Genomic DNA, 26,553 nt, shown 5'->3' with positions numbered 1-26,553 from the left:
GCGCAGGAGAGGCCAGGGCCTCTCGTTCGGGTCTGGCCGGATCAGGGAGCGGGGCCTGGTGTCGTGGATCGCAAGGCGGAGGAGGGAGGCGACGCGGGAGCCTCGGCTCCCCCGTATCCGCCGTCAACGCCGCGAGGCGCGGCACCAGGGCACGCGAGCCCGGCAAAACCCGAACGAAAGGCCCAGCATGACCACCGTTCGCCGCTGCACCGCGGCGCTCGCCGCATCCGCCGTGCTCTGCGTGGTGTTCGCCCCGGCCGCCTTCGCGGGCGGCGACGTGCCTCCCCCGGCCTCCGGTTCCTCGCCCTCACCCTCCCCCTCGTCCTCTCCTTCTCCCTCCCCGTCGGCGTCCGCGCCGCCCCCGGTGGTGGAGCTCCCGCGCGGGATGTACGGCGAGAAGGACCCCACGTACGACGGCGTCTGGCGGCAGTCCCTCGCCCTGCTGGGGCAGGCCGCCGCCGGGGTCAGGCCCGCCAACGACGCCGTGCGCTGGCTGAAGAAGCAGCGGTGCGCGAACGGCGGGTTCGCGGCGTTCCGCGCCGGCCCGGCCGCGCCGTGCGACGCGAGCACACCGATCGACTCCAACTCCACGGCGGTCGCCGTCCAGGCGCTCTCCTCGCTCGGCGACCAGCGGCCCTTCATGGCGGCAAGCGTGGCGTGGCTGCGCTCCACCCAGAACGAGGACGGCGGCTGGGGCTACACCCCGGGCGCGCCGAGCGACGCCAACTCCACCTCCCTGGTGATCGGCGCGCTGACCTCGGCCGGTGTACGACCCACCGCGGTGCGCGTGCCGCAGGGCGACCCGGACGGCAAGCACGCCTACGACGCGCTGGTGGGGCTGTCGATCCCGTGCGACGCCGGGTCGGGCGCGGACGCCGGGGCCTTCGCGTACCAGCCGGACCAGGACGGCAGGCTGACCGCCAACGACGACGCCACGGCGGCGGCCGTACTCGCCGGGCTCGGCAAGCGGCTGGTCACCGCACCGGTCACGGCGGGCCCCGCGCCCACCTGCGCACCGGCCACCGGCTCGAAGCGGCCCTCCCCCGAGCGTGCCGCCCGCAACGGCGCCGCCTATCTGGCCGGCGTGCTCGCGGCCACCGGCCACCTCGACCAGCCGCCGCTGCCCGGGACCAGTAACAGCGACGCGGGCGACGCGGGCGCCGCGACGCCGGACATCGGGAACACGGCGGACGCGGTGGTCGCCCTGACGGCGGCCGGTTACGGGGACCAGGCGACCGGCGCCCTGGAGTGGCTGAAGAAGAACTCCGGGACCTGGGCCCAGCAGCAGGGGCCCGCCGCCTACGCCCAGTTGATCTTCGCGGCGTACGCGACGGACACCGACCCGCGCAACTTCGGCGGTATCGACCTCGTGGAGCGGCTGAACGCGACCGGGCCCACGCCCCGGTCCGTGGCGCCCCCGGAGCCGCGCCCCGGCAACGCCGCGGAGAGCGCGATCGCCGACGGCGGGGCCGCGGTGCTCCTGTGGGTCGCCGGGATCGGTGTGGTCGCGGCGCTGGGGACCGCGTTCCTGCTCAGCCGCAGGAAGACCCGGCAGCCGTGACCCGCCCGCGGTACGTGATCGCTCTGACGGTGGCGCTGGGGCTCGTGCTCGGGGCGGGGGCGGGCGGCGCGCAGGCCGCCGGTTACCGCTACTGGTCGTTCTGGCAGGCCACCGGCGGGAGTTGGGCGTACGCCACCCAGGGCCCGGCCGTGCTCCGCCCCGCCGACGGCACCGTCACCGGCTTCCGCTTCGCGGTGAGCGCGGACAGCGGGGACGCGGCCGGGCCCCGTACCGCGCCGGACTTCGCGGCGGTCTGCGCGGCCACCCCCGCGCGGGACGGCGCCAAGCGGATCGCGGTCGTCGTCGACGCCGGTACGGCCGCGGACGCCCCGGCCGGGGAAGAGCCGCCCGCGCCCCGGGCACGGTGCGCGCGGGTCGGCGCGGACGCCACCGCAGCCGACGCGCTCGCCGCGGTGGCGAAGCCGCTGCGCTACAACAGCGACGCGCTGCTCTGCGCGATCTCCGGCTACCCGGAGTCCGGCTGCGGGGAGCAGGTGCGCGACGGCGCGGCGGCGGACCCCGCGTCCTCCGCATCCCCCTCCCCCGCGCCCACGTCCACCGCCGGCCGTACGGGGGCCGCCGAGCCGGAGCGGGACGGCGGCGGTCCCTCGCTCGGCCTCTTCGCGGGTCTCGCCGCCGTGGCCGTCCTCGCCGTGGCCGGGCTGTGGCAGGCACGCCGCCGGCGCGGCTGAACCGCCCGTGACGTGCCCATGAATCGCCCCGCCGAGCGCCCCGCGCACCGCCCTGCCGTCCCCGCCGCGCACCGCCCCCTCGACCATGCCGTGGACCGTCCGGTGGCCCCCGCCGCTCCCCGGCGTACGCTGCGGGCGCCCGAGGCGAGCCGGTTCAACGCCCTGCACGCCGGGGCCTGGTGGCTCTGGGCGCTCGGGCTGGCCGCTGCGGCCTCCCGTACGACCAACCCCCTGCTGCTCGGACTGCTCGTCGGGGTGGCCGGCTATGTGGTGGCGGCCCGGCGTACGGACGCGCCCTGGGCCCGTTCGTACGGCGCCTTCGTCAAGCTGGGGCTGGCCGTGCTCGCCGTCCGGCTGCTGTTCTCGGTCTTCCTCGGCTCCCCGGTGCCCGGCGCGCACGTCCTGTTCACGCTGCCCGAGGTGCCCCTGCCCGGCTGGGCGGCGGGGGTGCGGCTCGGCGGCCGGGTCACGGCCGAGCAGGTCGTGTTCGCGCTGTACGACGGCGCGAAGCTGGCCACGCTGCTGATCTGCGTGGGCGCCGCCAACGCCCTCGCCAATCCGGTGAGGCTGCTCAAGTCGCTGCCGGGCGCGCTCTACGAGGTGGGCGTCGCCGTCGTCGTGGCCATGACCTTCGCGCCGAACATGGTCGCCGACGTCGGACGGCTGCGCACCGCCCGCAGGCTGCGCGGCCGGTCCACCGGCGGGGTCGGGGCGGTGCTCCGGATCGGACTGCCGGTGCTGGAGGGCGCGTTGGAGCGTTCGGTCGCGCTCGCCGCGTCGATGGACGCCCGGGGGTACGGCCGTACGGCACAGGTCCCGCCCGCCGTGCGCCACACCACCACCGCGCTCACCCTCGGCGGGCTGCTGGGCATCTGCGCGGGCGTGTACGGGCTGCTCTCCTCGGCGGGCAGCGGATACGGGCTGCCCCTGCTGGTGGCGGGGGCCGTCGCGGCGGCGGCCGGGCTGCGGCTCGGCGGGCGGCGCTCGGTCCGTACCCGGTACCGGCCGGACCGCTGGGGCGCCCGCGCCTGGCTGGTCGCCGGGTCGGGCGCGGCCGTGGCCACCGTGCTGATCGCGGCGGGCGCCGCCGATCCGGCGGCGCTGCACCCCGGGGTCGTACCGCTGGAGGCGCCGACGCTGCCGCTGTGGCCGGCGGCGGGGGCGCTGATCGGGCTGCTGCCCGCGTTCGTCGCGCCCGCGCCAGGGCCACCGCCCCCACCCGAGGAGCCGACACCGTGATCCGATTCGAGCGGGTGTCGGTGACGTACTCCGACGGCGACGGCAGGGCCGAGAGCGGCGGCAGGGGCGACAGGGGCGACAGCGCTCCCGCGCCCGTGATCAGCGGGGTCGATCTCACCGTGCCCGAGGGCGAACTGGTGCTGCTCGTCGGCCCGTCGGGCGCCGGGAAGTCGACCCTGCTGGGGACGGTCTCCGGCCTCGTACCGCACTTCACGGGCGGCACGCTGCGCGGCCGGGTCACCGTCGGCGGCCGGGACACCCGTACCCACAAGCCGCGCGAACTCGCCGATCTCGTCGGCACGGTCGGCCAGGACCCGCTCGCCCACTTCGTCACCGACACCGTCGAGGACGAACTGGCCTACGGCATGGAGTCGCTGGGGCTGGCGCCCGACGTGATGCGGCGCCGCGTCGAGGAGACGCTCGACCTGCTGGGCCTGGCCGAGCTGCGCGACCGGCCCATCGCGACGCTCTCGGGCGGGCAGCGGCAGCGGGTCGCGATCGGCTCCGTACTGACACCGCACCCCGAGGTGCTGGTGCTGGACGAGCCGACGTCGGCGCTGGACCCGGCGGCGGCCGAGGAGGTGCTCGCGGTGCTGCAACGGCTGGTGCACGACCTCGGCACGACGGTCCTGCTGGCCGAACACCGCCTGGAGCGGGTGGTGCAGTACGCGGACCAGGTCATCCTGCTGCCGGGCCCCGGCCTGCCCCCGGTGATCGGCGCGCCGGAAGGGATCATGGCGGTGTCGCCGGTGTACCCGCCGGTCGTCGCGCTCGGCAGGCTGAGCGGCTGGGAGCCGCTGCCCCTCTCCGTACGGGACGCGCGGCGCCGGGCCGCGGGGCTGCGCGCACGGCTGGCCGGGGCGCAGCCGGTCGAGGTCCCTCCCGTACGGGCGCGGCCGGCCCCCGGCGCTCCGGCAGCGCCCGTACGGCGGGGGCTCGGCGCCCTGTTCCACCGGCGGCCCGCGCGGGCGGAGGACGACACCGGGGCCACCGGTCCGGTGGCGGTCGAGGGGCTGCGGGTACGGCACGGGCGGACCGAGGCGCTGCGCGCCGTGTCGCTGACCGTCGCGCCCGGCGAGACGGTGGCCCTGATGGGCCGCAACGGCGCGGGCAAGTCCACCCTGCTCGCCGCCCTGGTGGGAACGGTCGCGCCGACCGCCGGGACGGTACGCGTCGGGGGCCGCGCCCCGCACCGTACGCCGCCGCGCGAGATGGTCCGGCACGTCGGCCTGGTGCCGCAGGAGCCGCGCGACCTGCTGTACGCCGACACGGTCGCCGCCGAGTGCGCGGCGGCGGACGAGGACACGGGCGCCCCGCCGGGCACCTGCCTGGCCCTGGTCGGTGAACTCCTGCCGGACATCGCGGGCACCACGCATCCGCGCGATCTGTCCGAGGGGCAGCGGCTGGCGCTGGCGCTCGCCGTGGTCCTGACGGGACGGCCGCCGCTGCTGCTCCTCGACGAGCCGACGCGCGGCCTCGACTACGCGGCGAAGGCGCGGCTCGTCGGAGTGGTGCGCGCACTGGCGGCCGAGGGGCACGCGGTCGTCCTGGCGACGCACGACGTGGAACTCGCCGCCGAACTCGCCCACCGGGTGGTCATCCTGGCCGACGGCGAGATCGTGGCGGACGGCCCGACGCCCCGGGTGGTGATGTCGTCGCCCGCGTTCGCGCCCCAGGTCGCGAAGGTCATGGCGCCCCAGGAGTGGCTGACGGTGGCACAGGTGCGTACGGCGCTCGCCGCGACGACGGAGACCCCATGAGAGGGGTGGCCGGGCGGGCGCGCCCGGGGGCAGGGGTACGCGCCGTGCGGCTGGGGCCGCGCGCGGTCTGCGCCCTCGCCCTGACCGGCGCCATCGGGGTGGCCGCCTTCGGCTGGCCGCTGCTCGCGGGACCCGGCTCCGGGCTCGCGCACTCCGGCGACGCCCCGTGGCTCTTCGCCGCGCTGCTCCCGCTGCTCGTCGGGGTGGTCGTCGCGACCATCGCCGACTCCGGGCTGGACGCCAAGGCGGTGGCGATGCTGGGGGTGCTGGCCGCCGTGGGCGCCGCGCTGCGCCCGCTGGGCGCGGGGACGGCCGGACTGGAGCCGATGTTCTTCCTGATGGTGCTGAGCGGCCGGGTGCTGGGGCCCGGATTCGGTTTCGTGCTCGGCTCGGTGACGATGTTCGCGTCCGCGCTGCTGACCGGCGGGGTCGGCCCCTGGCTGCCGTTCCAGATGCTGGCCATGGGCTGGTTCACGATGGGCGCCGGGCTGCTGCCGGGCCACGGATCGCTGCGCGGCCGGGCCGAGCGGGCGATGCTCGCGCTGTACGGGGCGGGCGCGGCGTTCGCGTACGGCACGGTCATGAACCTCCAGGGGTGGACGTACCTCGGCGGGATGTCCTCCGGGGTCTCCTTCCACCCGGGCGACCCGGTCCAGGCCAACCTGGGCCGCTTCCTCGCGTACTGCGCGGCGACGTCCTTCGGCTGGGACCTGGGCCGGGCGGTGCTGACGGTCGTCCTGACGCTGACGGCCGGGCCGGCCCTGCTCAGGGCGTTGCGCAGGGCCACGCGCCGGGCGGCGTTCGACGCGGAGGCGGTCTTCGAGGAGCAGCGGGCGGCCGGGAACACCCCCGTCCGCCCTTGAATCCCCTCTTCCCCTCTTCCCTTCTTCCCTGCCTTCTCCTAGTCCCGCGCCGCGCCCGCCGTCTTCACCGACACTCCGCCACCCGTACCGGCACCGGCGCCGCCCGGGGCCGGGGTCGCGTCGTCGGCGGCCTCCCGGCTCCTCGGGAACGGGTCGGCCTTCGGCACCACCCGCGGCAGCAGCCGCCTCGGCCCCGCCAGCAGATACGTCAGCGCGAAGCCCGCGCCCACGACGGCCGCGCCGCCCACCGCGTCCAGCACCCAGTGGTTGGCCGTGGCGACGATGGCGCACACCGTGAAGAGCGGGTGGAGCAGCCCGAGGAGCTTCATCCACGTCTTGGGCGCGAGGACCACGATCACCACGCCGCACCACAGGGACCAGCCGAAGTGCAGCGAGGGCATCGCCGCGTACTGGTTGGTGAGCGCCGTCAGCGCGCCGTAGTCCGGGTTGGTGAGGTCCTGCGGGCCGTGCACGGTGTCGATGAACCCCATCCCCGGCATCAGCCGCGGCGGGGCCAGCGGGTAGAACCAGAAGCCGATCAGCGCCAGGACGGTGGCGAAGCCGAGCGAGGAACGGGCCCAGCGGTAGTCGGCGGGGCGGCGAACGTACAGGACGCCGAGGATCGTCAGCGGCACCACGAAGTGGAACGACGTGTAGTAGAAGTTGAAGAAGCTCTCGGCCCACTTGATGTCCACGACCGCGTGGTTGACCCAGTGCTCGATGTCGATCCCGAGGGCCCGCTCGATCCCGTGGATCTGGCGGCCGTGCTCCTCCGCCGCCTCCCTGCCGCCCGTCGCGGCGAGCCTGATGTGCGAGTACGCCGAGTAGCCGACGCGGATGACCAGCAGTTCGAGCAGCAGGTTGGGCCGGCTGACCAGCCGCTTCCAGAACGGTGCCAGCGGGACCCGGCTCCAGCGTGCGGGCTCGGCCCGCGCGTACTCGGTCGGGACCGGCCGGTCGAAGTAGGGCGAGGCGCGCGTCAGGAACGGCACCGCGCAGGCCGCCGCCAGCGCCGCGATCAGCGGGATGTTCTCCCGGAGCGGGGCGAGCGCGGCCATGTTCGGCAGCATCATCTTGCCCGGCAGCGTCATCACCAGCACCACCACCGCGGGCCACACCAGCCGGTCCCTGGCCCGGGTGCCGACCCGGCCGACCAGCGCCAGCAGCACCCACAGGAGCTGGTGCTGCCAGGCCGTCGGGGAGACCGCGATCGCGACGCAGCCGGTGAGCGAGACGGCCAGCAGGAGCTGTCCGTCGCGCGCGTAGTGGGCCGCCCTGCGCAGGCCGAGTACGGCGACGACCGCCGCGAGGGCGATGACGAGCACGACCTCCAGCGGCCCTTCGAGACCGATCCTGAGCAGCGCGCCGTGCAGGGACTGGTTGGCGAGGCTGTCCGCGCGCTCGCCGAGCCCGGCGCCCGCCACGTGGTGCACCCAGTACGCCCACGAGTCGTTCGGCATCGCCGCCCACGCCAGCGCCGTCAGCGCCGCGAAGCTCCCCGCCGAGGTCACGGCGGCCTTCTTCCGTCCCGTCAGCCACAGCAGCGGCGTGAAGAGAAGCACGGCGGGCTGGAGGGCCGCGCCCAGGCCGATGAGGAAGCCGGAGCCGCGTTCCCCGCGTACGGCGAAGCAGCCGAGCAGCACCAGCAGGACGGGGATGATGCTGGTCTGGCCGAGGGAGAAGCTGTTGCGCACCGGCAGCGAGAGCATGAGCAGGCTGATCGCGACGGGCGCCGCGATCAGCCCCGTACGGCGCGACAGCTCGCCCGGCAGCGCGCGGCGCGCCACGACCAGGCCGAGGGCCACGACGAGCAGCAGGGTGCCGAGCGTCCAGGCGACGCCGAGGCTCTGCTCGGCCGACCTGGCCAGGGGTTTGAGGACCAGCCCGGCGAACGGGGTCCCGGTGAACTTCCCGGTGTCGTAGAGCGATCCCGTCACATGGAGGACACCGTTGTCCCCGATCCAGGTCTCCAGATCCGTGAGCCGTTCACCGGGCGGCTGTCTCAGTACCACCGCCGCCTGTCGTACCGCCAGCACCGCGGCGAGCAGCCAGAGCACGACGCGGGCCGTACCGAAACCGGTCCCCGCCGTACCTGCCGCCGCACCGCCGTGCACGCTGTGTTCTGCATTCACCACGCCGCGCCGAACCTCCGTCCGAAAACCCCGTCCTTGGGGCATAGAGCGTCGCACTGCCCCGTGGAGAAGACCACGGCAACCCCCTCTTCGCCTGACTGTCACCCCTGTTTCGTCTCGACACCCATGACATCAGGGGTCGGGAGATGCGTGGGAGGTACGGGCGGATCACGATGGGGCCGCACGCACATCACGCATCTCCGCAACGATTGAGAGGCCCGCATGTCACAGAACGACCAGGCACAGCGCGAGCGGTGGGACGCGGTCGATCACTATGTCACCGATCGCCTCGCCCCTGCCGACGAAGCCCTGTCCGCCGCCCTCGCCGCCACCGAGGCGGCCGGCCTGCCCGCCATCAGCGTCGCTCCGAACCAGGGCAAGCTGCTCCAGCTCCTGGCCCGTGTGCAGGGCGCCCGTACGATCCTGGAGATCGGCACGCTCGGCGGCTACAGCACCATCTGGCTGGCCCGCGCACTGCCCGAGGACGGCCGGCTGATCTCCCTGGAGTACGACCCGGCCCACGCCGACGTGGCCCGCGCCAACCTGGCGCACGCCGGTCTCGACGGGATCGCCGAGGTACGGACCGGGGCCGCCCTGGACACGCTGCCCGCGCTGCTGGCCGAGGGCGCGGGACCGTTCGACTTCGTCTTCATCGACGCCGACAAGCGGAACAACCCGCACTACGTGGAGTGGGCGCTGCGGCTCACCCGGCCGGGCAGCGTCATCGTCGTCGACAACGTCGTACGGGGCGGGGCCGTCGCGGACGCCGAGAGCACCGACCCCTCGGTGCTGGGGACCCGGCGGATGATCGAGGAGATGGGGAAGAACCCGCGGCTGTCGGCGACGGCGGTGCAGACGGTCGGCACCAAGGGGTACGACGGGTTCGCGCTCGCCCGTGTCCTGGACTGACGTCCTGGACTGACGTCCTGGACTGACGGGGTTCTGGACCGACGGGGTTTTCGGGGGGGCGGGACGCGAACGGAGGCGGCGGGCCGTCCCTTGCCCGCCGCCTCCCGTCTGTGTCTGCGGCTCCGTCTGTCCGGGTCTGTCGGATCAGGTCAGACCCGTAGCAGCCGCTGCGTCATCTCGCGGTAGCTCTGGAGGGCGAGGCGCAGCTCCTCCGTGTCGGAGCCGTCCGCCGCAGCGTCGTCGCGGTCCCCGTCCCAGCCGGCGCGCAGCGAACGCGGTCGCTCGGCGAGCGCGGTGGTGAGCTGCCGGGCGGCCTCTTCGAGCACCCCGGCCGCCTCCTCGACCGAGCGCCGCGGCCCGTCGACGAAGGAGTTGAGGGCCTCCTGGAGCCGCTGGGAGAGCCGGTCGCTCTCGGCGCTGGGGAACAGCCGCCCGTCCGCCTTCCCGTCCGCCTTCCCGGAAACCCCGTCGGAGGCTCCGTCGAAGGCACCGACGGAGGCCCCGTTGCGGGCTCCGTTCGTCCCCGCAGCACGCCCGGCCTTCGCCGGGGGCGCGGGCGGGGGCTGCTGCCCGGCCCGCGGGGCCTGCTTCGAGGGGGCCGTCGGCGAGGCCTGCTTCGGCGGGGGCGGCGGGGTCTCGGGGGTCCGCGTACCACCGGCCGCCGCGTCCGGGGCGTGGAGCGGCTTCACCGGGGTCACCGCGGTCACCGGGTCGGCCGCCCCACGGGGGTCGGCGGACGCTTCCGGTGTCGTGGGTGTTCCGTGGTTCTTCTCGTCGGTCGTCGTCTTCCGCTGGTCACTCATCACGCACCACTCCCTTTGGGTCGCAGTGAGAAGTTCCGGTTCCGCCCGGTGCCCCGGGTCGTGCGGTCGTCGTGGCCGCCGGTGTCCTCCGGGTGGGCGAGGATCAGTCGTTCGAAGAGCTCGCGCGCGCCGACCATCGCCTCGCGCATCTCCTCCGTACTCGCGCCGCGGCCCTCGTCCGAGGCCGCGTGGTGCACCCGGCGGTAGCCGTCGATCGCGTGCGCGTGGTGGACCGAGAGGGCGTCCACCTGGTCGTCGTAGCGCGTCCCCTCGGGGTAGCCGCGCTCCTGCGCCAGCCTGGCCACCAGCCGCTCGGCCTGCGCGACCGCCTCTTGCGGCGCGTCGACGAACCGCTCCTGGAGGGCGGCCCATTCGGCCACGTACTGTTCGCGCTTCTCGTCCGGGAGAGGCTCGTGCCGCAGCCGCCCATGGCGCTCGACCCGTTCGCCCAGCTCGCGTTCGGCGGCCTTGGAGTCGCCGTCGTGGCGGGCCAGAACGCGGTCGTACTCCGGGCCGAACCGGCGCTTCAGGCCGCCGCGTCCGCTCGCTTTGCCAGGTCCCGTGAAGAGGACCGCGGCCACGATGGCCGCGAACCCCACGATCAGAGCGACGACGATCAGAACAGTGGACATGTTTGCCTTCCTGGTTCTCGGCGCCGGGCTCGTGCCGCGCCGTGTCGTGTCGGCTCTTGCTCGTGGTGTCGGGTTGCCCGTAATCCGTTGGCCAAACGGCGCGGGGCCCCGGTAGGAAGACGACCATGAACTGGTCCGTCCGCCCCGAATCCTTCGCCACACCCGACGCCACCCGGCTGCGCCGCGCCTACTACGCGGAGGTCGCGGGCCGGTACTGGCGGCGGCCCGCGACGGAGGCGGAGATCGACGAGGGCCTCGCGGGTGACCCGCCCGATCATCTGACCCCGCCCACCGGGGAGTTCGTGGTCGGACGGTACGGCGGGCAGGGCGGCGGCCCCCGCGTGGCCGCGTCCTGCGGCGGGGTGCGGATGCTGGACACGGCGACCGCCGAGCTGACCCGGGTGTACGTGAGCCCCGCCACGCGGCGGACGGGCGGCGGCGCGGCGCTGCTGGCCGGTCTGGAGGAGGCAGCGCGGCGGCTCGGGGCGCGGCGGCTGGTGCTGGACACGCGGCTGGATCTGGTCGAGGCGCGCGGGCTGTACGTCGGATACGGCTTCCGGGAGATCCCGGCGTACAGCTCGGGACCGTACAAGGAGATCTGGTACGGCAAGGAGCTGACGGTGTCCACCGGCCGATAGCCGGGGCCCGGAGAGCGGGTTCGGAGAGCGGGTTCGGAGGACCTGCTCAGGCGGCGTGGTCCCTGGGCGGCCCCGGGGCCATGGGCCGTTCGGCGTCCGAGCCGCACAGTTCGGCGTTCAGCTCCTTCACCAGCGCCACCAGATCGGTCGGCCGGTCGGCTCCCCACCAGTCCCCCAGCAGTTCGGAGAGCGACTCCTCCCGGGCAGCGGCCAGCGCCTCCGCCGTCTCCGCGCCCCGTTCCGTGAGCGTCAGCTCCACCCCCCGGCGGCGGGTCAGTCCGCGCTCCTCCAACTGCCGGGACGCGTCCGTGACCGTCCGCAGCGACACGGTCGCGTCCTCCGCGAGCACGGCGGGCTGCACGACCCCCTCGCGCCTGACCCGCAGCAGCAGCCAACTGGCCGCCGGGAGCAGGTCGTACCCCGCCTTCTCGGTGATCGTCTCGTAGACGCGGCGGCGGCCCTCACGCGTGCCGAGGACCGACAGGGCGCGGGCCACCTCGTCGCGCGAGGAGCGTTCGACGGGGTTGGACGCCAGGGTCTCGGTGATCTCCGGGGCGGTCACGGAGCCGCGCAGCGGGTCCTCCTTCAGGAACCAGGCGATGGCGAAGGCGATGAGCACGACCGGCACGCCGTACAGGAAGACATCGGTGATGGACGTCGCGTACGCGTGCAGTACGGGGCCGCGCAGCGCGGCGGGGAGCCGGCCGAGGGAGTGCGGGTCGGCGGCGAGCTGTCCGGTCCCGGTGCCGGGCGGCAGGGGTTTGCCGGCGAGGGCGTCGGCGAGCTTGTCCCTGAGCAGGTTGGTGAAGATCGTGCCGAAGACGGCGACGCCGAAGGAGGCGCCGATGGAGCGGAAAAAGGTCGCGCCGGAGGTGGCGACGCCGAGATCCTGGTAGCTGACGGCGTTCTGCACGACCAGGACGAGGACCTGCATGACGAGCCCGAGCCCGGCGCCGAAGACGAAGAAGTAGGCGCTCATCTCCCACGTACCGCTGAACTCGGTGAGCTGGTGGAGCAGGAGCAGCCCGACGGCGGTGACGCCGGTGCCGAGGATCGGGAACACCTTCCAGCGGCCGGTACGGCTGACGATCTGGCCGGACAGGGTGGAGGTGATCAGCAGGCCGAGCACCATGGGCAGCAGGTGGACGCCGGACAGGGTGGGGCTGATGCCGTGGACGACCTGGAGGAACGTCGGCAGGTACGTCATCGCGCCGAACATCGCGAAACCGACGATGAAGCTGATGCAGGCGACGAGCGTGAACGTCCTGAGACCGAAGAGACGCAGGGGCAGTACGGGCTCGGCCGCGCGCCGCTCGACGCGGATGAAGAAGGCGAGCAGCACCAGGCCGAGCACGGCGAGCCCGATGGTCTCGGCGGAGCCCCAGGCCCAGGTGGTGCCGCCGAGGGAGGCGACGAGGACGAGGCAGACGGCGACGGACGCGATGAGGAACGTGCCGAGGTAGTCGATGGTGTGCCGGGCCCGGTGGACCGGGATGTGCAGGACCGTGGCGATGACGAGCAGGGCGACGATGCCGAGCGGCAGGTTGATGTAGAAGACCCAGCGCCAGCTCAGGTGCTGGGTGAAGAAGCCGCCGAGCAGCGGTCCGAGCACGCTGGTCGCACCGAAGACGGCGCCGAACAGGCCCTGGTACCTGCCGCGTTCGCGGGGCGTGACGAGGTCGCCGACGATCGCCATCGAGAGCACGATCAGCCCGCCGCCGCCCAGGCCCTGGAGCGCGCGGAAGCCGATGAGCTGCGTCATGTTCTGCGCGATGCCGCAGAGCGCGGAGCCGATCAGGAAGATGACGACGGCCGTCTGGAAGAGCTTCTTCCGGCCGTACTGGTCACCGAGCTTGCCCCAGAGGGGGGTGGCGGCGGTCGAGGCCAGCAGATACGCGGTGACGACCCAGGAGAGGTGCTCCAGACCGCCGAGGTCGCTGACGATGGTCGGCAGGGCGGTGGAGACGATGGTCTGGTCGAGCGAGGCGAGCAGCAGGCCCATGAGCAGAGCGCCGATGGCGAGGAGAACGGTGCGCGGGCTCCCGCCCGTGCCGGGGGCCGGGCTCACGGCCGGGGTGGTCACTTCCTGAGCCATGGGACAACTCCTCGGGTCCACTGGGTCCGTCGGGGCCGCTCGGCACGCCGTCGATCAGCCGTCGATCCGCTGTCGGTACGCCGTCGATCCGCCATCGATCTGCCATCGGTACGCCGTGATCCGCCGCCGATCCGCCATCGGTCAGCCGTCGGTCAGCCGTCGGTCAGCCGTCGGTCAGCCGTCGGTCCGCTGGATTCCATCCTGGCCGTTCTGTCCCGTTATGGCCTGCCGAGCGGCGGCCGATGCTGTTCGGGCGCGCGTACGCCCTTCATACGGGGGCTGCATAATCGGCGGCAGTTCAAGGGGAGGGGAACCCAAGGTGTCAGGACAGCTCTGTCCCGGATGCGGTACGCCGCCGGGAGCGGAGGGCAGGCCCGGCTGCGACTGCGGGGGGCCCGCGCAGGCCACGGAACAGCCCGAACAGAACACACAGACAACGCAGGCAACGCAGGCAACGCAGGCAACCGAAGAAAACACCGAGACCGCCCGGTCGGCACAGGACGCGGAGATCGCCGAGTCCGAGGACTTCCATCCGCTGCGCGTACGGCCGTACGTGAAGCTCGGCGACCAGGACGTGGAGGCGGCGCCGACCGCCTTCCGTACGGCGGGCCCGCTGCCGCCGCTCACGCCCGCCGCCTGGACCGGGCCGGCCGCGGCCTCCGCCGAGCCGCCGCCCGCGCGGTTCCCGCCCACCCCGCCACCGGCGGGACGCCGCACGACGCTGCGGCTCGTGGCGGCCGGCGCGGTGGCGGTCGCGGTGATCGGTACGGCCGCGTTCGCCGGGGGGCTGTTCGCGGGAGCCGATCGCGAGGACCACGCGGTGCCGGACACGATCAGCACCTGGCTGCCGTCGGCCAACGACGGGACGGCGGAGGAGCCGTCCGCGCCGGCCACCCCGTCGCCCGCCGCGTCGGCGCGGCCCCCGGCCGTGACGGAGTCGCCGTCGGCCGAGATCACGCCGTCCGCACCGGCGTCCGCCGGCTCGCCGGGACCGTCCGTGTCCGAGAAGCCGACGGCGACGGCCACACCGAGCACGTCCGCCGAGACCTCGGCCGCCGCGCAGCCGAGCAAGGCGACGGGCGGCACGCTGACGCCGGGGGACTCGGGCGACGAGGTCGTGGAGCTCCAGTTCAGGCTGGCGCGGGCCGGGCTCTTCTACGCGCAGCCGAACGGCCAGTACGACCGGACCGTCGAGGACGCGGTGCGCCGCTTCCAGCAGACGCGGAACATCCAGGACGACACCCCGGGCATCTACGGCCCCCGGACCCGGCTCGCCCTGGAGACGGAGACCCAGGGGTCCGGGCAGGACGGCCGGGGGGCCGGGCAGAGCTATGGGCAGGGGTACGGTTCGCGCGGCTGAGGGTTCTTTGTACAATGGCGAAACAAAGTGGCTTCGCCCGTTCACCTGACCGACGGGTGGAGTCACTTTGCCCCGGCCGCGTGCGCCCGTACGGTCGTACGACCTTCTGACGACCCGCCCTGACGACCCGCACCCGCCCGGCCCTCTGACGACCCGCACCGCCCAGCCCGGAGACCCCTGTGAAGCTCGACGCCATCAAGGCCCTGCTCCTCGACATGGACGGCACCCTCGTCAACTCCGACGCCTCGGTCGAGCGCTGCTGGACCCGCTGGGCGCGGGCTCACGCGATGGACCCCCACGAGGTCATGAAGGTCGTCCACGGCCGTCAGGGGTACGCCACCATGGCCGTACTGCTCCCGGACCGCCCGATGGAACAGAACCTCGCCGACAACCGCGTGATGCTCGCCGAGGAGATCGCGGACACGGAGGGCGTGGTCCCCATACCGGGCGCCCCGGAGTTCATGGCGTCGCTCGCCACCCTCCCGCACGCCCTGGTGACCTCGGCGAACGTACCGCTGGCCGAGGCCAGGATGACCGCGGCCGGGATCCCGATGCCCAAGATCCGCGTCACGGCCGAGGACGTCGCGGCGAGCAAGCCCGACCCGGAGGGCTTCCTCCTGGGCGCGGCGACGCTCGGCGTACCCGCGGAAGACTGCGTGGTGTTCGAGGACTCCGAGGCGGGCATCGCGGCGGCGCGGGCGGCGGGCATGCGCGTGGTGGGCGTGGGGCCGCGCGCGGCGGCCATGGCGCCGGACGCCCATGTCCAGGACCTCACGCGACTGCGGGTGGAACTCCTGCCGGACGGCGAACTGGCCCTGCACATCGACGCGTAACGGCGACGCCCCGGCGGCGAAGCGTCACGCACCCCCGTTCACGCACCCCCGTTCAGGCGTCCCTGTTCAGGTGCCCCCGAGCCACCAGTTCCAGCACCACGCTCACGGCCACCGCCTGCACCGCCATCAGCGCCACCAGCACGAAGAGCTGAACCGCCCCCGCCAGTACGGGTGACGCCCCGCCCAGCAGCATCCCCACGAACGCCCCCGGCAGCGTGACGAGCCCCACCGTGCGCGTCTGGTCGAGCCCCGGCAGCAGCGCGTCGGCCGCGGCCGGCCTGGCCACCTCCATCCGCGCCTCGCGGTCGAGCAGCCCGAGCGCCATCCCCGCCTCGACCTCGCCGCGCCGCGCGTGGAGTTCGTCGAGCGCCCGGCGCCCGCCCAGGACCGTCGCGGTGAGCGCGCCGCCGATGAGGATGCCCGTCGTGGGGATCAGGGCGATGCCCTTGGCCGGTACGACGCCGGTGAGCAGCAGGACCGCGATCACCGGCGCCACCCCCACGCCGATCGGCAGGGCGGCCCACCACCAGGTCCCGTTCGCGGTGACGCGCCGCCCGGCCGTCCGTACGGCGACGGCGTACATGAGCGCGATGAAGCCGAGCAGCGGCGGTACGGAGCCGATCACCCAGCCGATCACCAGGGAGACCGCGCCGAGTTGGAGCGCGGCCCGCACCCCGGCGACGGCGATCTCGCGGGCCCGCCCGAGACGGGCGAGTCCGGCCACAGCCACCGCGGCGATCAGCAGCAGACCGAGCACGACTCCGAACGTGATATCGACCCGCAGCAGCACGTGCCCATCCTAGCTGTCACCAAAGTCAACTTTGCCCCCGTAAGCCCGAATTGTTTTCCCGTCAGAAACAACCAGAACCCACCAACCCCTTGATGTGACGTGTCCATGTCGCCACTCTGTTACCTGAAGCCCCCCTCCCGGAAACCCGCCGAGGCAACGATGGCGACCGGCCTCACCGGCCGAGCCCCCCTCAGCTCAGCTCCGCATCGCACCGCAGCCTCACGTCAGGTTCCGCAGGTTCCCCCCACTTCAAGGGAGTTCGCATGTCTCGTGTCTACGCGCGTCGAATCCGCCGCTTCGCCGTCCTCTCCGCGACCGCCGCCATCGCCGCCACCACCACCCTGCTCACCGCCCCCGCCGCGCAGGCCGCCATGCCCACGCCGGTCAGCGCCGCCACGGCCCGCACCTACCTCGGCAGCCTCACCGTCCAGGCGGAAGGTTCCTCCAGCGGTTACAGCCGCGACCTGTTCCCGCACTGGATCACCCAGTCCGGCGCCTGCAACACCCGTGAGGTCGTCCTCAAGCGCGACGGCACGAACGTCGTCCAGGACTCCGCCTGCGCCGCCACCAGCGGCACCTGGCACTCCGTCTACGACGGCGCCACCTGGACCGCCGCCTCCGACGTCGACATCGACCACATGGTCCCGCTCTCCGAGGCGTGGAAGTCGGGCGCCAGCAGTTGGACCACCGCGCAGCGCCAGTCGTTCGCCAACGACCTGACCCGCCCGCAGCTCATCGCCGTCACGGACAACGTCAACCAGTCCAAGGGCGACAAGGACCCGGCCAACTGGATGCCCCCGCTGGCCTCGTACAAGTGCACCTACGTCCGCGCCTGGGTGCAGGTGAAGTACTACTACAACCTCAAGGTGGACTCCGCCGAGAAGACGGCGCTCACCAACGCCCTGAGCGGCTGCTGACCCACCCCCGCCCGGGCCACCGCCACCACCCCGCTCCCCCACCCCCTCCGTCGTCCCGCACGAGGCTTCCGCACCGTACGGAACGACGGAGGACCGGCGGAGGGCGCCGCAGAGAACCCGGCCGGGCCGCCTTCCGACCACTGAGCGGCCCCACGGCCGGCCGGGGCAGCTCACCAGTCGGTGAGGTCCACCAGATAACGGCAGTGCGGGTCGTCTGCGGCGTCGGACGTTCGCCACTCATCGCCGAGCAAGGATGGCAGTGCCGCCAGAAGGGCGGTCAGCGCACCGCCCGGCCGCACGTCCGTGGCGACCACGCCGGAGATCTCGTCGCTGTCCAGATACAGGCGCAGCAGGCCGTCGTCACGGAAGAGGAACCCGCGCAGATGTGACCTGACCTGTTCCGTGGACGGACGGGCCAGGACCCGCAGCAAAGTGGCTGACCAGTCATCCGTGGTGAACGGGGCCTCGGTCACCTGCTCCGGGTCGATCAGGTACAGGTCCGTCCTCATGGTGGAAGTGACCCTGTTCGCCGGGTAGATGTGCGTCCCGGTGTGCACTGCGCGGAGCAGGGCGACGACGTCATGCGCGGTGCGCAGCTCTTCGTCCGCCCTGAGGGGGATCTCGTAGGCGGTCAGCCGGTCCGGCGCGCACTCGCCCCTGTCGCCGAGGACGGCCCGCACCGCCGGCGCACCTGACGGCGCGGGCAGAACTCCGCGTACGTGCTGGTCCTCCAGCAACGGTGCGTGGACGAAGTCCGACAGGAGGTCCGCCACTTCCACCTGAAGGTCTTCGATCTCCCGGTCGTCCTCGCTCACCAAATTACCCATTCACCCAGTTTGGACACTTCTGCATGCCGTTGCAGTACGCGGTGATCACGCCGATCACATTGCCCTGTCCGGCGTCGCATACGCGGGCACACGCACAGGCAACCGCCACCACCTCTCCCCCACCCCCTCCGTCGTCCCGCACGGGCCTTCCGTACCGTACGGAGCGACGGAGGACGGGCGAGGATGCCGGAGAGGACACCGATGACCGGTCTGCGCGTGGGACCCCTGCTGCGGTATGTCGACGGGGAGGGCGCCGGAACGGCGACCGTCTGGGTCGAGGCGGACCGGCCTGCCACCGCCGAGGTCCGGTGTGCCGATGGTGCGGGCGGTACCTCCCGTACGTTCCATGTGGCCGGACACCACTACGCGTTGATACCCGTGGCCGGCCTCACCCCCGGCACCGCCACCCCGTACGAGGTGCTGCTCGACGGCCACCGCGTCTGGCCGCCCGAGGACACCCGCTTTCCGCCGAGCACCATCCGCACCCCGCCGCCTCCCGGGGCCGCCTCCGCCGAGCTGCGCGTCTCCTTCGGCTCCTGCCGCTGGGCGTCGCCCCCGCACGGTGAACCCGACCCGGTCGGTCCCGACGCGCTCGACACCCTGGCCACCCGCCTCGCCGCCGACCCCGCCGCGCCCCGCCCCGATGTCCTGCTGCTCCTGGGCGACCAGGTGTACGCGGACGAGACGTCCAAGGCGACCCGGCGCAGGCTGGCCGCGCGCCGGGATCTGAGCGAGGCGCCGGGCGCGGAGGTCGCGGACTACGAGGAGTACACCCACCTCTACGACGAGTCCTGGACGGACCCGGACGTACGGTGGCTGCTCTCCACCGTGCCCAGTTGCATGATCTTCGACGACCACGATTTGATTGATGATTGGAACACCAGCGCCGCCTGGCTCGCCGACATGCGGGCGCTGCCGTGGTGGCAGGAGCGGGTGCTCGGCGGGCTGATGTCGTACTGGGTCTATCAGCACCTCGGCAACCTCTCCCCCGCCGAACTCGCTGCCGACGAGCTGTACGCGGCCGTCCGCGCGGCGCCCGACGGCACGGAGCTGCTGCGGGCGTTCGCCGCCGGGGCGGACCGGGACCCGGCGGGCGTGCGCTGGAGCTATCGGCGTGACTTCGGGCGGACCCGGCTGCTGATGGTCGACTCGCGCGCCGCCCGCGTCCTGGACGAGCAGCGGCGCGCGATGCTGGACGAGGACGAGGCGCGGTGGGTACGGGAGCAGGCGCTGGCCGACCGGGACGCGTACGACCATCTCCTCATCGGCACCTCGCTCCCCTGGCTGCTGCCGCCCTTCATCCATGACGTGGAGTCCTGGGACGCCGCGCTCTGCCGGGGCGAACGCGGGCCGCGCTGGGCGCGCATCGGTGAACGGCTGCGCAGGGCGGCGGATCTGGAGCACTGGGCCGCCTTCCCCGACTCCTTCGAGGAACTGGCCTCGCTGATCGCGGAGGTGGGCGACGGGGCGGCGGCACCGGCCACCGTGTGCGTGCTGTCGGGCGATGTGCACCACGCCTATGTCGCCGAGCCGTCGTGGCCTGGCGGCACAGGACCGGGCGGCACAGGACCGGGCTCCATGGGATCGGGCCCGCGGGTTCTCCAGCTCACCTGCTCCCCCGTGCACAACTCCGTCCCCGCCGTCATACGGCTCGGCTTCCGCTTCGGCTGGAGCGGCGCGGGGCGGTGGCTGGGGCGCGCGCTGGCCCGGCACGGCCGGGTCGGTGCGCCGCAGGTCACCTGGCGCAGAACGGGCGGACCGTGGTTCGGCAACCAGCTCATGACACTCACGCTGCGCGGCCGTACGGCCGGACTCACCCTGGAGCGGGCCCGCGCCGGACGGTCCGGGGACGGGCGGACCGGGGACGGGCGGGCGGCGGCGGAGCTGGTGGTCGTGGAGGAACGGACCTTAGCTCCCCAAGGCCCCCAAGCTCCCCAGGACGCCTCTGCGGCTTCCTAGGACGCGTCCGGAGAAACGCGGGCCGCGTCGGAATGCGCGACATCCGCAACATCTCTTCAAATACCCCACACTATCCGCCCGTTGGTGTTCGAGTACCCTTCGCGTGATCATTCCCACACGATGTGATCCTTCACCCAAGGGTTCGAACTCACCACACAGCAACGGCATGATGATGCGGACCATCCGCTTCCAGCACCCCCCATGCCCCGGGAGTCACAGCTTTGTCCGATGTACGGCAGTACCCGCACCGTTCACTCGCCGTCGTCGGCGTCGGACCCCGTGGCACCTCCGTCCTGGAGAGACTCTGCGCGTCCGTGCCCGAACTGGCGCCGGACGTGGAGCTGACGGTGCATCTCGTCGACCCCGCGCCGCCGGGCGCGGGCCGGGTCTGGCGTACCGACCAGTCCGCCGAGCTGCTGATGAACACGGTGGCCTCGCAGGTGACCGTCTTCACCGACGCGAGCGTGGAGTGCGAGGGGCCGATACGTCCCGGGCCCAGCCTGTACGAGTGGGCGGCGGGCCGTCCCGCCGAGCGGCTGGGGCCCGACGACTATCCGAGCAGGGCCGCCTACGGCCGCTATCTGGAGTGGGCGTTCCGTACGACGGCGGAGGGCGCGCCCGGGAACGTGACGGTGGAGGTGCACCGGGCGCGCGCCGTACGACTGGATGACGACGCCGACACCGGGGCCTTCGGCGGGGCGGCCCCCGGCGCCTCCCGCGTTTCACCCGTTGTGACCGGTGTGCCCGGTGCGTGCGCTCCGTACCGGCCGACGCAGAGCCTCACGCTCGACGATGGCACGACGATTTCCGGCCTCTGTGCCGTCGTGCTCGCACAGGGCCATCTTCCGGTGGTTTCCGGCCAGACCCAGGCGACGCTGGCGGAGTTCGCCGCCCGTCACCGGCTGCGATATCTGCCGCCCGCCAATCCGGCCGATCTCGACCTGTCCGGGATCGCTCCGGGCGAGCCGGTACTGCTGCGCGGGCTCGGGCTGAATTTCTTCGACCACATGGCGCTCCTGACGGCCGGGCGCGGCGGGATCTTCGCGCGGGACGCGGGCGGTGTTCTCGTATACCACCCGTCGGGGCGCGAACCGCAGTTGTACGCCGGGTCGCGGCGCGGGGTGCCTTACCAGGCGCGCGGCGACAACGCGAAGGGGCCTTCGGGCCGGCATCTGCCGCTGGTGCTGACCCCGGACGTGATCGCGCTGTTCCGCAAGCGCGCGGACGCGGGGGATCCGCCGGACTTCCTCCAGGAGATATGGCCCCTGGTCGCCAAGGAGGTGGAAGCCGTCTACTACGTGGCGGCCTTCGGGTGGCCGGCCCCGGGGCGGTCGGCCGACGGGTCGACGCTGGACCGGTTCCTGTCGGCGCCGGGCGGCAGCGCGCGGGAGGCCGCCGTCCTGGACGAGGCGGGGATCGCCGTCGCCGACCGCTGGTCGTGGGACCGGATCTCCCGTCCGTACGGCGACGAGACCTTCCGCGACCCGGCGGACCACCGTGCCTGGCTCGTGGCCCACCTGCGGAAAGACGCGGCGGAGGCGGCGCTCGGCAATGTCGCCGGTCCGGTCAAGGCGGCGCTGGACGTGCTGCGCGACCTCCGCAACGAGCTGCGGCTGATCGTGGACCACGCCGGTCTCTCCGGCATCTCCCGCCGCGACCATCTCGACCGCTGGTACACGCCGCTGAACGCGTTCCTCTCCATCGGGCCACCGCGCCGGCGTATCGAGGAGCTGGCCGCCCTGATCGAGGCGGGGGTGCTGGACGTGATCGGCCCGCGGATGGCCGTACGGGCGGTGGACGGTGCCTTCCTGGCCGAGTCCCCCGTCATACCCGGCTCCGCGGTGCGGGCCACCACGCTCGTGGAGGCGCGGCTGCCGGAACCGGATCTGAGGCGGAGCTGTGATCCGCTGCTCTCGCGGTTGCTGAAGACGGGGCAGTGCCGGCCGCACACACTCGACGGTTACGAGACGGGTGGGATGGACGTAACACGCCGTCCTTACCGTCTGATAGATCGTCAAGGAGGGGTGCACCCGCGGAGGTTCGCCCTCGGGGTGCCCACGGAGGGTGTGCACTGGGTGACCGCCGCGGGCGCCAGGCCCGGGGTGGACTCGGTCATGCTCGCGGACACGGACGCGGTGGCACGTGCCATCCTCCGGGCCGCGACCAGCGAAGGCGCGTCATACACGACGCGAATTGATCCTCGACAGAATGTTGAACTTGCAAGCATAGATTAGGCCAGCCTAACGTTGCGGGACGTCACTCGTCGGTCCAGACCTCGCCCCACTCCCGTGGTCCAGACCCCGACCGAAGGAGTACAACCCCCCATGTACACACGTCTGAACGCCGCTCAGCCCTACGCCCTGGGACTGTTCCGCGTCGTCGTCGGGCTCCTCTTCACCTGCCACGGTGCCGGATCACTCTTCGGCGCCTTCTCCAAGGAGACGGTCGCGGCCGGCACCTGGCCCGGCTGGTTCGCCGCCGCCATCGAACTCGTCGGCGGCGCCCTGGTGCTGCTGGGTCTCGGTACCCGCCCCGCCGCCTTCGTCTCCTCCGGCGCCATGGCGTACGCGTACTTCACGGTCCACCAGCCCGAGGGGCTGTTCCCCATAGCGAACAACGGCGAGCTGTCCGTCATGTTCTGCTGGTCGTTCCTGCTGATCGTCTTCACCGGACCGGGCGCGTTCGCCCTGGACCAGTTCCTTCCGTCGCGCGGCTCGGCCACCGCGACCACGGAGCACAAGCGCGACGAGCGCACGACGGTCGCCGCCTGACCGGGCCCCTTCGGCACCCGGCAACGGCAACGGCAACGGCAACGGCAACGGTCCGACGCCCCGGCCCCTCTCGTTCGGTCACGTCCCCGGTCGGATTCCCGGCCGCGCCGTCGCCCACGGGTCCGGGGCGCCGACATGCCGCCCCGGACGAACGCTCCGTACCGCACACGCGTACGCTGTGTGGCTCAGCAGCCGCTGCCGCCCACCATGCGACATCGAGGCGCTGCCACGGGTACGGGCGGGGGAGTCGGAAGAGTGCTGGAGAGTCTGGGGTCGCTGACCGGCAGCCCATGGATCTACGCCGTGGTGGCCCTCTCGGTACTGCTGGACGTGTTTCTGCCCGTGCTGCCCAGCGGCGTCCTGGTGATCACGGCCGCCACCGCGGCGGCGGCGGGGTCCACGACGGCGACGGTCGCGGGCGCGGCCGGAAAGGTCGCCCAAGTGCCCCAGGAAGTCCCGTCGTTGATCCTGCTGATGCTCTGCGCGTTCAGCGCCTCCGTGCTCGGCGATCTGGTCGCGTTCCGGCTCGGACGGCGCGGCGGGGACCGGCTCCGCAGGGCCGTCGCCCGCTCCCGCAGGCTCACCACCGCGCAGGACCGGCTCGGCAGCGCGCTCAGCGGGGGCGGCGGCGTCCTGGTGGTCATCGCCCGCTTCGCGCCCGCCGGGCGCTCGGTGGTCTCCCTGGGCGCGGGCGCGGCGCACCGCAAGGTGAAGGAGTTCCTGCCCTGGTCGGCGCTGGCCGCCGTGGCCTGGACCGGATACAGCGCGGGGCTCGGCTACTTCGGCGCCCAGTGGGTCGGCTCGTCCTGGATCGGCGCGGCCCTCTCGGTCCTGGCGCTGTTCGCGGCGGGCTCGCTGGCCGCGTACGTGATACGGCGCCCGGGGCCCGGCCGGAGCCCGGCCACCGCGTAGGGCACGGTTCTTTCCAGGGCACGGTTCTTCCGAGGGCTCACACCGCGCGGGCGGCGGCGCCCCGTACCTCCAGGTCCTGGAGCAGCCGTGCGGTCGCCTCGGCGATCTCGTCGACGGCCCGGTCGAAGGCCTCACGGTTGTGCGCGGCGGGGGCGCGGAAGCCGGAGACCTTGCGTACGTACTGGAGCGCGGCTGCGCGGATGTCGTCCTCGGTGGCCTCTTCGGGGAGGACGGGCGGACGGAGGGTCTTGATGCTGCGGCACATGCCTCCAGTGTGGACCCGGCGCCCGGGGCGTGGCCAGGGGCGCCAGGGGGTTACGGGGCGCCGGAGGGTTACGGGGCGAGCGGCGCCGTGCTGTCCCGTACGACCAGCCGCGTACCGAACTCGATACGGGTGTCCGCCTGCTCCGCCTGCCCGGCCTGGTCGCCCTGGCCCTGGTCGGCGCGGCGCAGCCGCAGCAGCATCCGGGCCGCCTCCTCCGCCATCTCCACCAGCGGCTGGTGGACGGTGGTGAGCGCGGGGCTCGACCACTGGGCCAGGGGGATGTCGTCGTACCCCACCAGCGAGAAGTCCTGCGGGATCCGCAGACCGAGCACGCGCGCCGCCTCCAGCACGCCGAGCGCCTGGAGGTCGCTGCCCGCGAAGATCGCGGTGGGCCGGTCGGGACCCTGGAGGAGTTCGACGGCGTGCGCGTGGCCCGCGCGGACATGGAAGTCGCCGAAGCGCACCAGTGCCGGGTCGACATCGACGCCCGCCATGCCCATGGCCGAGCGGAAGCCGTCGAGGCGGGCCAGGGAGCAGAGCATGTCCTCGGGACCGGTGATGACGGCGATCCTGCGGTGGCCGAGGTCGAGCAGGTGGCGCGTGGCGGCGAGGCCGCCCGCCCAGTTGGCGGAGCCGACGGACGGTACGTCGGGCTCCGGGTCGCCGGCCGGGTCGATGATCACGAAGGGGATGGCCCGGGACCACAGCTTCTTCTTGAGGTCGTCGGGGAGCGTGGAGAAGACCAGGACGACACCGAGCGGGCGGCGTCGCAGGACGCCCTCGACCCAGTCGGCGCCCGGGGAGTGCCGGGTGCCGGTCTCGGTGAGGACCACGCTCAGGCCGGTCTCCTTGGCGACGTTCTGGACGCCTCTGATCAGCTCCATCGCCCAGGCGCTGTCCAGTTCGGGGAAGACGATCTCGATGAGCGGCGCCTCGGGGGCGGTGGGGGCGGAGCGGCGGTAGCCGTGGGCCTCCAGCAGTTCCTCGACCTTGCCCCGGGTGGGTGCGGAGACATCAGGGCGCCCATTGAGCACTTTCGAAACTGTCGAAAGAGAAACCCCGGCTTGCGAAGCCACCTGAGCCAGGGTGACCCGGCCTGCACTCGTCTCGTCTCGCATGGACTGAAGGATAAGGCACCGGATGTCGGGCGGAAATCGGTAACGGTTTGGCTGCGTGCTGACCGCACTGTTGACCGCCCCGGAGAGGAGTCCTACGGTCACACGCCAGATACTTTCGGCAACGTGGCCGATACTTTCGAGAGGTCGACCGATGAAGGCGATGAAGACTCGCACGACTCGCGCACGGTTTTCCCGGACGGTCGCCGGTGGCGCGGTGCTCGTCCTGGGCCTGGGCCTCACGGCCTGCGGCGGTGACAGCTCCTCGGGCGGCGCCGGGGAGTTCCACGTACTCGTCTACGGCGACGCCACCAACAAGGTGGAGAAGCAGATCGTCGAGACGTTCAACAAGACCTCGAAGGTCAAGGCGGTCCTGGACACGGTCCCGGGCGCCGACTACCAGAAGAAGCTCCAGACCACCATCAGTACCCCGCAGGCGCCCGATGTCTTCTTCAACTGGGGCGGCGGTTCCATCCAGCCCTTCGTGAAGTCGGGCCTGCTGCTGCCGCTGGACGACCTGGTGGCGAAGAACCCGGAGCTGAAGTCCAACTTCCTGCCGTCCGTGTACAACACGGCGGAGATCGACGGCAAGGCGTACGGCGTGCCCATGCGCGGCACGCAGCCGGTGCTGCTCTTCCACAACAAGAAGGTGCTCGCGGACGCCGGCGTCGAGGCGCCGAAGACCTGGGACGAACTGCTCGGCACGGTCGCGCGGCTCAAGGCGAAGGGCGTCACGCCGATCGCGCTGGGCGGCGGGGACAAGTGGCCGACGCTGATGTGGTTCGAGTACCTGTACGACCGGGTGGCGGGCCCGGGGCTCTTCAAGGAGGCGCTGGCCGGCGACAAGAAGGTCTGGGAGAGCGCCGACAGCAAGCGGGCGCTGGGCATGCTCAAGGAACTGGTCGACGCGGGCGCGTTCGGCACGAACTACGACTCCGTGAAGTTCACCGACGGCGGCTCCCCCGCCCTGGTCGGCACCGGCAAGGCCGCCTTCGAGCTGATGGGCTCGTGGGTGTACTCGACCCAGCAGGACACCAACCCGGACTTCGCCAAGAACGACCTGGGCTACACCTCGTTCCCGACGGTCACGGGCGGCAAGGGCGACCCGGCGGACATCGTCGGCAACACCAACAACTTCTACTCGGTGCTGAAGAAGACCAAGCACGCGGACGCGATAGCCGAGTTCCTGAAGCTCATGTACTCGGACGAGTTCGTCAAGGCGCAGCTCGCCATCGGCAACCTGCCGACCACCACGAACACCGAGAAGTTCCTGGACTCGGCGGACAACCCGGCGTATCTGAAGTACCAGTTCGACCTGGTCAGCAAGGCGCCCTCGTTCCAGCTCTCGTGGAACCAGGCGTACCCGCCGGCGGCAGACGCCCCGATGATGCAGGCCGTCCAGCAGTTCTTCAACGGGTCGATGGACGCCGACGGCTTCATCAAGGCCATGCAGGCCCTGTCCACCGGCTGATCACCCCCA

General features: G+C 72.8%; 23 protein-coding genes. 15 read left to right on the top strand and 8 right to left on the bottom strand.

Going from position 1 to position 26,553, the window contains the following annotated elements; translation table 11 throughout:
- Positions 1-187: 187 nt before the first annotated feature.
- The 5 genes from ACIBJC_RS23145 to ACIBJC_RS23125 are packed head-to-tail and all read left to right on the top strand — an operon-like array spanning position 188 to position 6,115.
- Positions 188-1,561, top strand: a complete 1,374-nt coding sequence (locus tag ACIBJC_RS23145) for a prenyltransferase/squalene oxidase repeat-containing protein (protein WP_399295371.1) — start codon at positions 188-190, stop codon at positions 1,559-1,561.
- A complete protein-coding gene (locus ACIBJC_RS23140; protein ID WP_399295369.1) occupies positions 1,558-2,253 on the top strand; it encodes an SCO2322 family protein in 696 nt (231 codons plus the stop codon). Before ACIBJC_RS23145 ends, ACIBJC_RS23140 begins: the two co-directional genes overlap by 4 nt.
- 18 nt (positions 2,254-2,271) lie before the next feature.
- On the top strand, positions 2,272-3,492 hold the full coding sequence (locus ACIBJC_RS23135; RefSeq protein ID WP_399296011.1) for an energy-coupling factor transporter transmembrane component T: 1,221 nt from the start codon (positions 2,272-2,274) through the stop codon (positions 3,490-3,492).
- Positions 3,489-5,252 (top strand): ABC transporter ATP-binding protein, encoded by a 1,764-nt coding sequence (locus tag ACIBJC_RS23130; RefSeq protein ID WP_399295367.1) that lies wholly within the window; start codon positions 3,489-3,491, stop codon positions 5,250-5,252. The genes ACIBJC_RS23135 and ACIBJC_RS23130 overlap by 4 nt, the downstream gene beginning before the upstream one ends.
- Positions 5,249-6,115 carry an ECF transporter S component gene (locus tag ACIBJC_RS23125; RefSeq protein WP_399295365.1) on the top strand — a complete coding sequence of 289 codons (867 nt, stop codon included), beginning with the start codon at positions 5,249-5,251 and terminating at the stop codon, positions 6,113-6,115. Before ACIBJC_RS23130 ends, ACIBJC_RS23125 begins: the two co-directional genes overlap by 4 nt.
- A gap of 38 nt (positions 6,116-6,153) precedes the next feature.
- Here ACIBJC_RS23125 and ACIBJC_RS23120 read toward each other — a convergent pair whose 3' ends face one another.
- A complete protein-coding gene (locus tag ACIBJC_RS23120; RefSeq protein ID WP_399295363.1) occupies positions 6,154-8,250 on the bottom strand; it encodes a bifunctional glycosyltransferase 87/phosphatase PAP2 family protein in 2,097 nt (698 codons plus the stop codon).
- 219 nt (positions 8,251-8,469) lie between these two features.
- Between ACIBJC_RS23120 and ACIBJC_RS23115 the strand changes: the two genes are divergently transcribed.
- Complete coding sequence (locus tag ACIBJC_RS23115; protein ID WP_399295361.1) at positions 8,470-9,156, top strand: O-methyltransferase; 687 nt, start codon at positions 8,470-8,472, stop codon at positions 9,154-9,156.
- A 149-nt stretch (positions 9,157-9,305) separates the two neighbouring features.
- On the opposite strand, the gene ACIBJC_RS23110 is transcribed toward ACIBJC_RS23115, so the two are convergent.
- Together ACIBJC_RS23110 and ACIBJC_RS23105 are read right to left on the bottom strand one after the other, a co-directional pair.
- Positions 9,306-9,959, bottom strand: a complete 654-nt coding sequence (locus ACIBJC_RS23110; protein WP_399295359.1) for a hypothetical protein — start codon at positions 9,957-9,959, stop codon at positions 9,306-9,308.
- Positions 9,959-10,591, bottom strand: a complete 633-nt coding sequence (locus ACIBJC_RS23105; protein ID WP_399295357.1) for a hypothetical protein — start codon at positions 10,589-10,591, stop codon at positions 9,959-9,961. The genes ACIBJC_RS23110 and ACIBJC_RS23105 overlap by 1 nt, the downstream gene beginning before the upstream one ends.
- Before the next feature lie 125 nt (positions 10,592-10,716).
- On the opposite strand from ACIBJC_RS23105, the gene ACIBJC_RS23100 reads away from it, so the two are divergent.
- A complete protein-coding gene (locus tag ACIBJC_RS23100; RefSeq protein WP_399295355.1) occupies positions 10,717-11,229 on the top strand; it encodes a GNAT family N-acetyltransferase in 513 nt (170 codons plus the stop codon).
- 46 nt (positions 11,230-11,275) lie between these two features.
- Here ACIBJC_RS23100 and ACIBJC_RS23095 read toward each other — a convergent pair whose 3' ends face one another.
- Positions 11,276-13,324, bottom strand: coding sequence for a DHA2 family efflux MFS transporter permease subunit (locus ACIBJC_RS23095; protein ID WP_399295353.1), 2,049 nt, complete (start codon positions 13,322-13,324; stop codon positions 11,276-11,278).
- Positions 13,325-13,643: 319 nt separating this feature from the next.
- Between ACIBJC_RS23095 and ACIBJC_RS23090 the strand changes: the two genes are divergently transcribed.
- Both ACIBJC_RS23090 and ACIBJC_RS23085 read left to right on the top strand, forming a co-directional pair.
- Positions 13,644-14,684: a peptidoglycan-binding protein gene (locus ACIBJC_RS23090; protein WP_399295351.1), complete on the top strand. Its 1,041-nt coding sequence runs from the start codon at positions 13,644-13,646 to the stop codon at positions 14,682-14,684.
- A 179-nt stretch (positions 14,685-14,863) separates the two neighbouring features.
- Positions 14,864-15,517: an HAD-IA family hydrolase gene (locus tag ACIBJC_RS23085; RefSeq protein WP_399295349.1), complete on the top strand. Its 654-nt coding sequence runs from the start codon at positions 14,864-14,866 to the stop codon at positions 15,515-15,517.
- A gap of 52 nt (positions 15,518-15,569) precedes the next feature.
- Here ACIBJC_RS23085 and ACIBJC_RS23080 read toward each other — a convergent pair whose 3' ends face one another.
- Positions 15,570-16,307, bottom strand: a complete 738-nt coding sequence (locus ACIBJC_RS23080) for an ABC transporter permease (RefSeq protein WP_399295347.1) — start codon at positions 16,305-16,307, stop codon at positions 15,570-15,572.
- 263 nt (positions 16,308-16,570) lie between these two features.
- Here ACIBJC_RS23080 and ACIBJC_RS23075 point away from each other — a divergent pair, with 263 nt between their 5' ends.
- The gene (locus ACIBJC_RS23075; RefSeq protein WP_399295344.1) at positions 16,571-17,224 is read left to right on the top strand and encodes an HNH endonuclease family protein; all 654 of its coding nucleotides are present in this window, start codon (positions 16,571-16,573) and stop codon (positions 17,222-17,224) included.
- A 170-nt stretch (positions 17,225-17,394) separates the two neighbouring features.
- On the opposite strand, the gene ACIBJC_RS23070 is transcribed toward ACIBJC_RS23075, so the two are convergent.
- Positions 17,395-18,051 (bottom strand): hypothetical protein, encoded by a 657-nt coding sequence (locus ACIBJC_RS23070; RefSeq protein WP_399295342.1) that lies wholly within the window; start codon positions 18,049-18,051, stop codon positions 17,395-17,397.
- A 201-nt stretch (positions 18,052-18,252) separates the two neighbouring features.
- Between ACIBJC_RS23070 and ACIBJC_RS23065 the strand changes: the two genes are divergently transcribed.
- The 4 genes from ACIBJC_RS23065 (at position 18,253) to ACIBJC_RS23050 (ending at position 23,693) form a co-directional block, all read left to right on the top strand.
- Complete coding sequence (locus ACIBJC_RS23065) at positions 18,253-20,010, top strand: alkaline phosphatase D family protein (protein WP_399296009.1); 1,758 nt, start codon at positions 18,253-18,255, stop codon at positions 20,008-20,010.
- A 221-nt stretch (positions 20,011-20,231) separates the two neighbouring features.
- Positions 20,232-22,244 carry an FAD/NAD(P)-binding protein gene (locus tag ACIBJC_RS23060; protein ID WP_399295340.1) on the top strand — a complete coding sequence of 671 codons (2,013 nt, stop codon included), beginning with the start codon at positions 20,232-20,234 and terminating at the stop codon, positions 22,242-22,244.
- A gap of 90 nt (positions 22,245-22,334) precedes the next feature.
- The gene (locus tag ACIBJC_RS23055; protein WP_399295338.1) at positions 22,335-22,781 is read left to right on the top strand and encodes a DoxX family protein; all 447 of its coding nucleotides are present in this window, start codon (positions 22,335-22,337) and stop codon (positions 22,779-22,781) included.
- A 255-nt stretch (positions 22,782-23,036) separates the two neighbouring features.
- Positions 23,037-23,693, top strand: coding sequence for a VTT domain-containing protein (locus ACIBJC_RS23050; protein ID WP_329827337.1), 657 nt, complete (start codon positions 23,037-23,039; stop codon positions 23,691-23,693).
- 37 nt (positions 23,694-23,730) lie between these two features.
- Here the strand turns inward: ACIBJC_RS23050 and ACIBJC_RS23045 are convergent, their stop codons facing one another.
- A complete protein-coding gene (locus ACIBJC_RS23045; protein ID WP_399295335.1) occupies positions 23,731-23,958 on the bottom strand; it encodes a DUF2277 domain-containing protein in 228 nt (75 codons plus the stop codon).
- A 68-nt stretch (positions 23,959-24,026) separates the two neighbouring features.
- On the bottom strand, positions 24,027-25,076 hold the full coding sequence (locus tag ACIBJC_RS23040; protein WP_399295333.1) for a LacI family DNA-binding transcriptional regulator: 1,050 nt from the start codon (positions 25,074-25,076) through the stop codon (positions 24,027-24,029).
- 160 nt (positions 25,077-25,236) lie between these two features.
- On the opposite strand from ACIBJC_RS23040, the gene ACIBJC_RS23035 reads away from it, so the two are divergent.
- On the top strand, positions 25,237-26,544 hold the full coding sequence (locus tag ACIBJC_RS23035) for an ABC transporter substrate-binding protein (RefSeq protein ID WP_399295331.1): 1,308 nt from the start codon (positions 25,237-25,239) through the stop codon (positions 26,542-26,544).
- Positions 26,545-26,553: the final 9 nt, after the last annotated feature.

It is taken from the genome of Streptomyces sp. NPDC050509 (assembly GCF_044457965.1).
In the GTDB taxonomy this organism is placed as follows: Bacteria; Actinomycetota; Actinomycetes; order Streptomycetales; family Streptomycetaceae; genus Streptomyces.
This window is presented reverse-complemented; position numbering and strand designations above follow the sequence as displayed.

Excerpts from the sequence above, each read along its gene's own strand:
- ACIBJC_RS23145 (WP_399295371.1), top strand. The coding sequence starts at position 188 with ATGACCACCGTTCGCCGCTGCACCGCGGCGCTCGCCGCATCCGCCGTG.
- ACIBJC_RS23135 (WP_399296011.1), top strand. The coding sequence starts at position 2,272 with ATGAATCGCCCCGCCGAGCGCCCCGCGCACCGCCCTGCCGTCCCCGCC.
- ACIBJC_RS23125 (WP_399295365.1), top strand. The coding sequence starts at position 5,249 with ATGAGAGGGGTGGCCGGGCGGGCGCGCCCGGGGGCAGGGGTACGCGCC.
- ACIBJC_RS23115 (WP_399295361.1), top strand. The coding sequence starts at position 8,470 with ATGTCACAGAACGACCAGGCACAGCGCGAGCGGTGGGACGCGGTCGAT.
- ACIBJC_RS23110 (WP_399295359.1), bottom strand. The coding sequence starts at position 9,959 with ATGAGTGACCAGCGGAAGACGACGACCGACGAGAAGAACCACGGAACA.
- ACIBJC_RS23105 (WP_399295357.1), bottom strand. The coding sequence starts at position 10,591 with ATGTCCACTGTTCTGATCGTCGTCGCTCTGATCGTGGGGTTCGCGGCC.
- ACIBJC_RS23100 (WP_399295355.1), top strand. The coding sequence starts at position 10,717 with ATGAACTGGTCCGTCCGCCCCGAATCCTTCGCCACACCCGACGCCACC.
- ACIBJC_RS23095 (WP_399295353.1), bottom strand. The coding sequence starts at position 13,324 with ATGGCTCAGGAAGTGACCACCCCGGCCGTGAGCCCGGCCCCCGGCACG.
- ACIBJC_RS23075 (WP_399295344.1), top strand. The coding sequence starts at position 16,571 with ATGTCTCGTGTCTACGCGCGTCGAATCCGCCGCTTCGCCGTCCTCTCC.
- ACIBJC_RS23070 (WP_399295342.1), bottom strand. The coding sequence starts at position 18,051 with ATGGGTAATTTGGTGAGCGAGGACGACCGGGAGATCGAAGACCTTCAG.
- ACIBJC_RS23065 (WP_399296009.1), top strand. The coding sequence starts at position 18,253 with ATGACCGGTCTGCGCGTGGGACCCCTGCTGCGGTATGTCGACGGGGAG.
- ACIBJC_RS23055 (WP_399295338.1), top strand. The coding sequence starts at position 22,335 with ATGTACACACGTCTGAACGCCGCTCAGCCCTACGCCCTGGGACTGTTC.
- ACIBJC_RS23045 (WP_399295335.1), bottom strand. The coding sequence starts at position 23,958 with ATGTGCCGCAGCATCAAGACCCTCCGTCCGCCCGTCCTCCCCGAAGAG.
- ACIBJC_RS23040 (WP_399295333.1), bottom strand. The coding sequence starts at position 25,076 with ATGCGAGACGAGACGAGTGCAGGCCGGGTCACCCTGGCTCAGGTGGCT.
- ACIBJC_RS23035 (WP_399295331.1), top strand. The coding sequence starts at position 25,237 with ATGAAGACTCGCACGACTCGCGCACGGTTTTCCCGGACGGTCGCCGGT.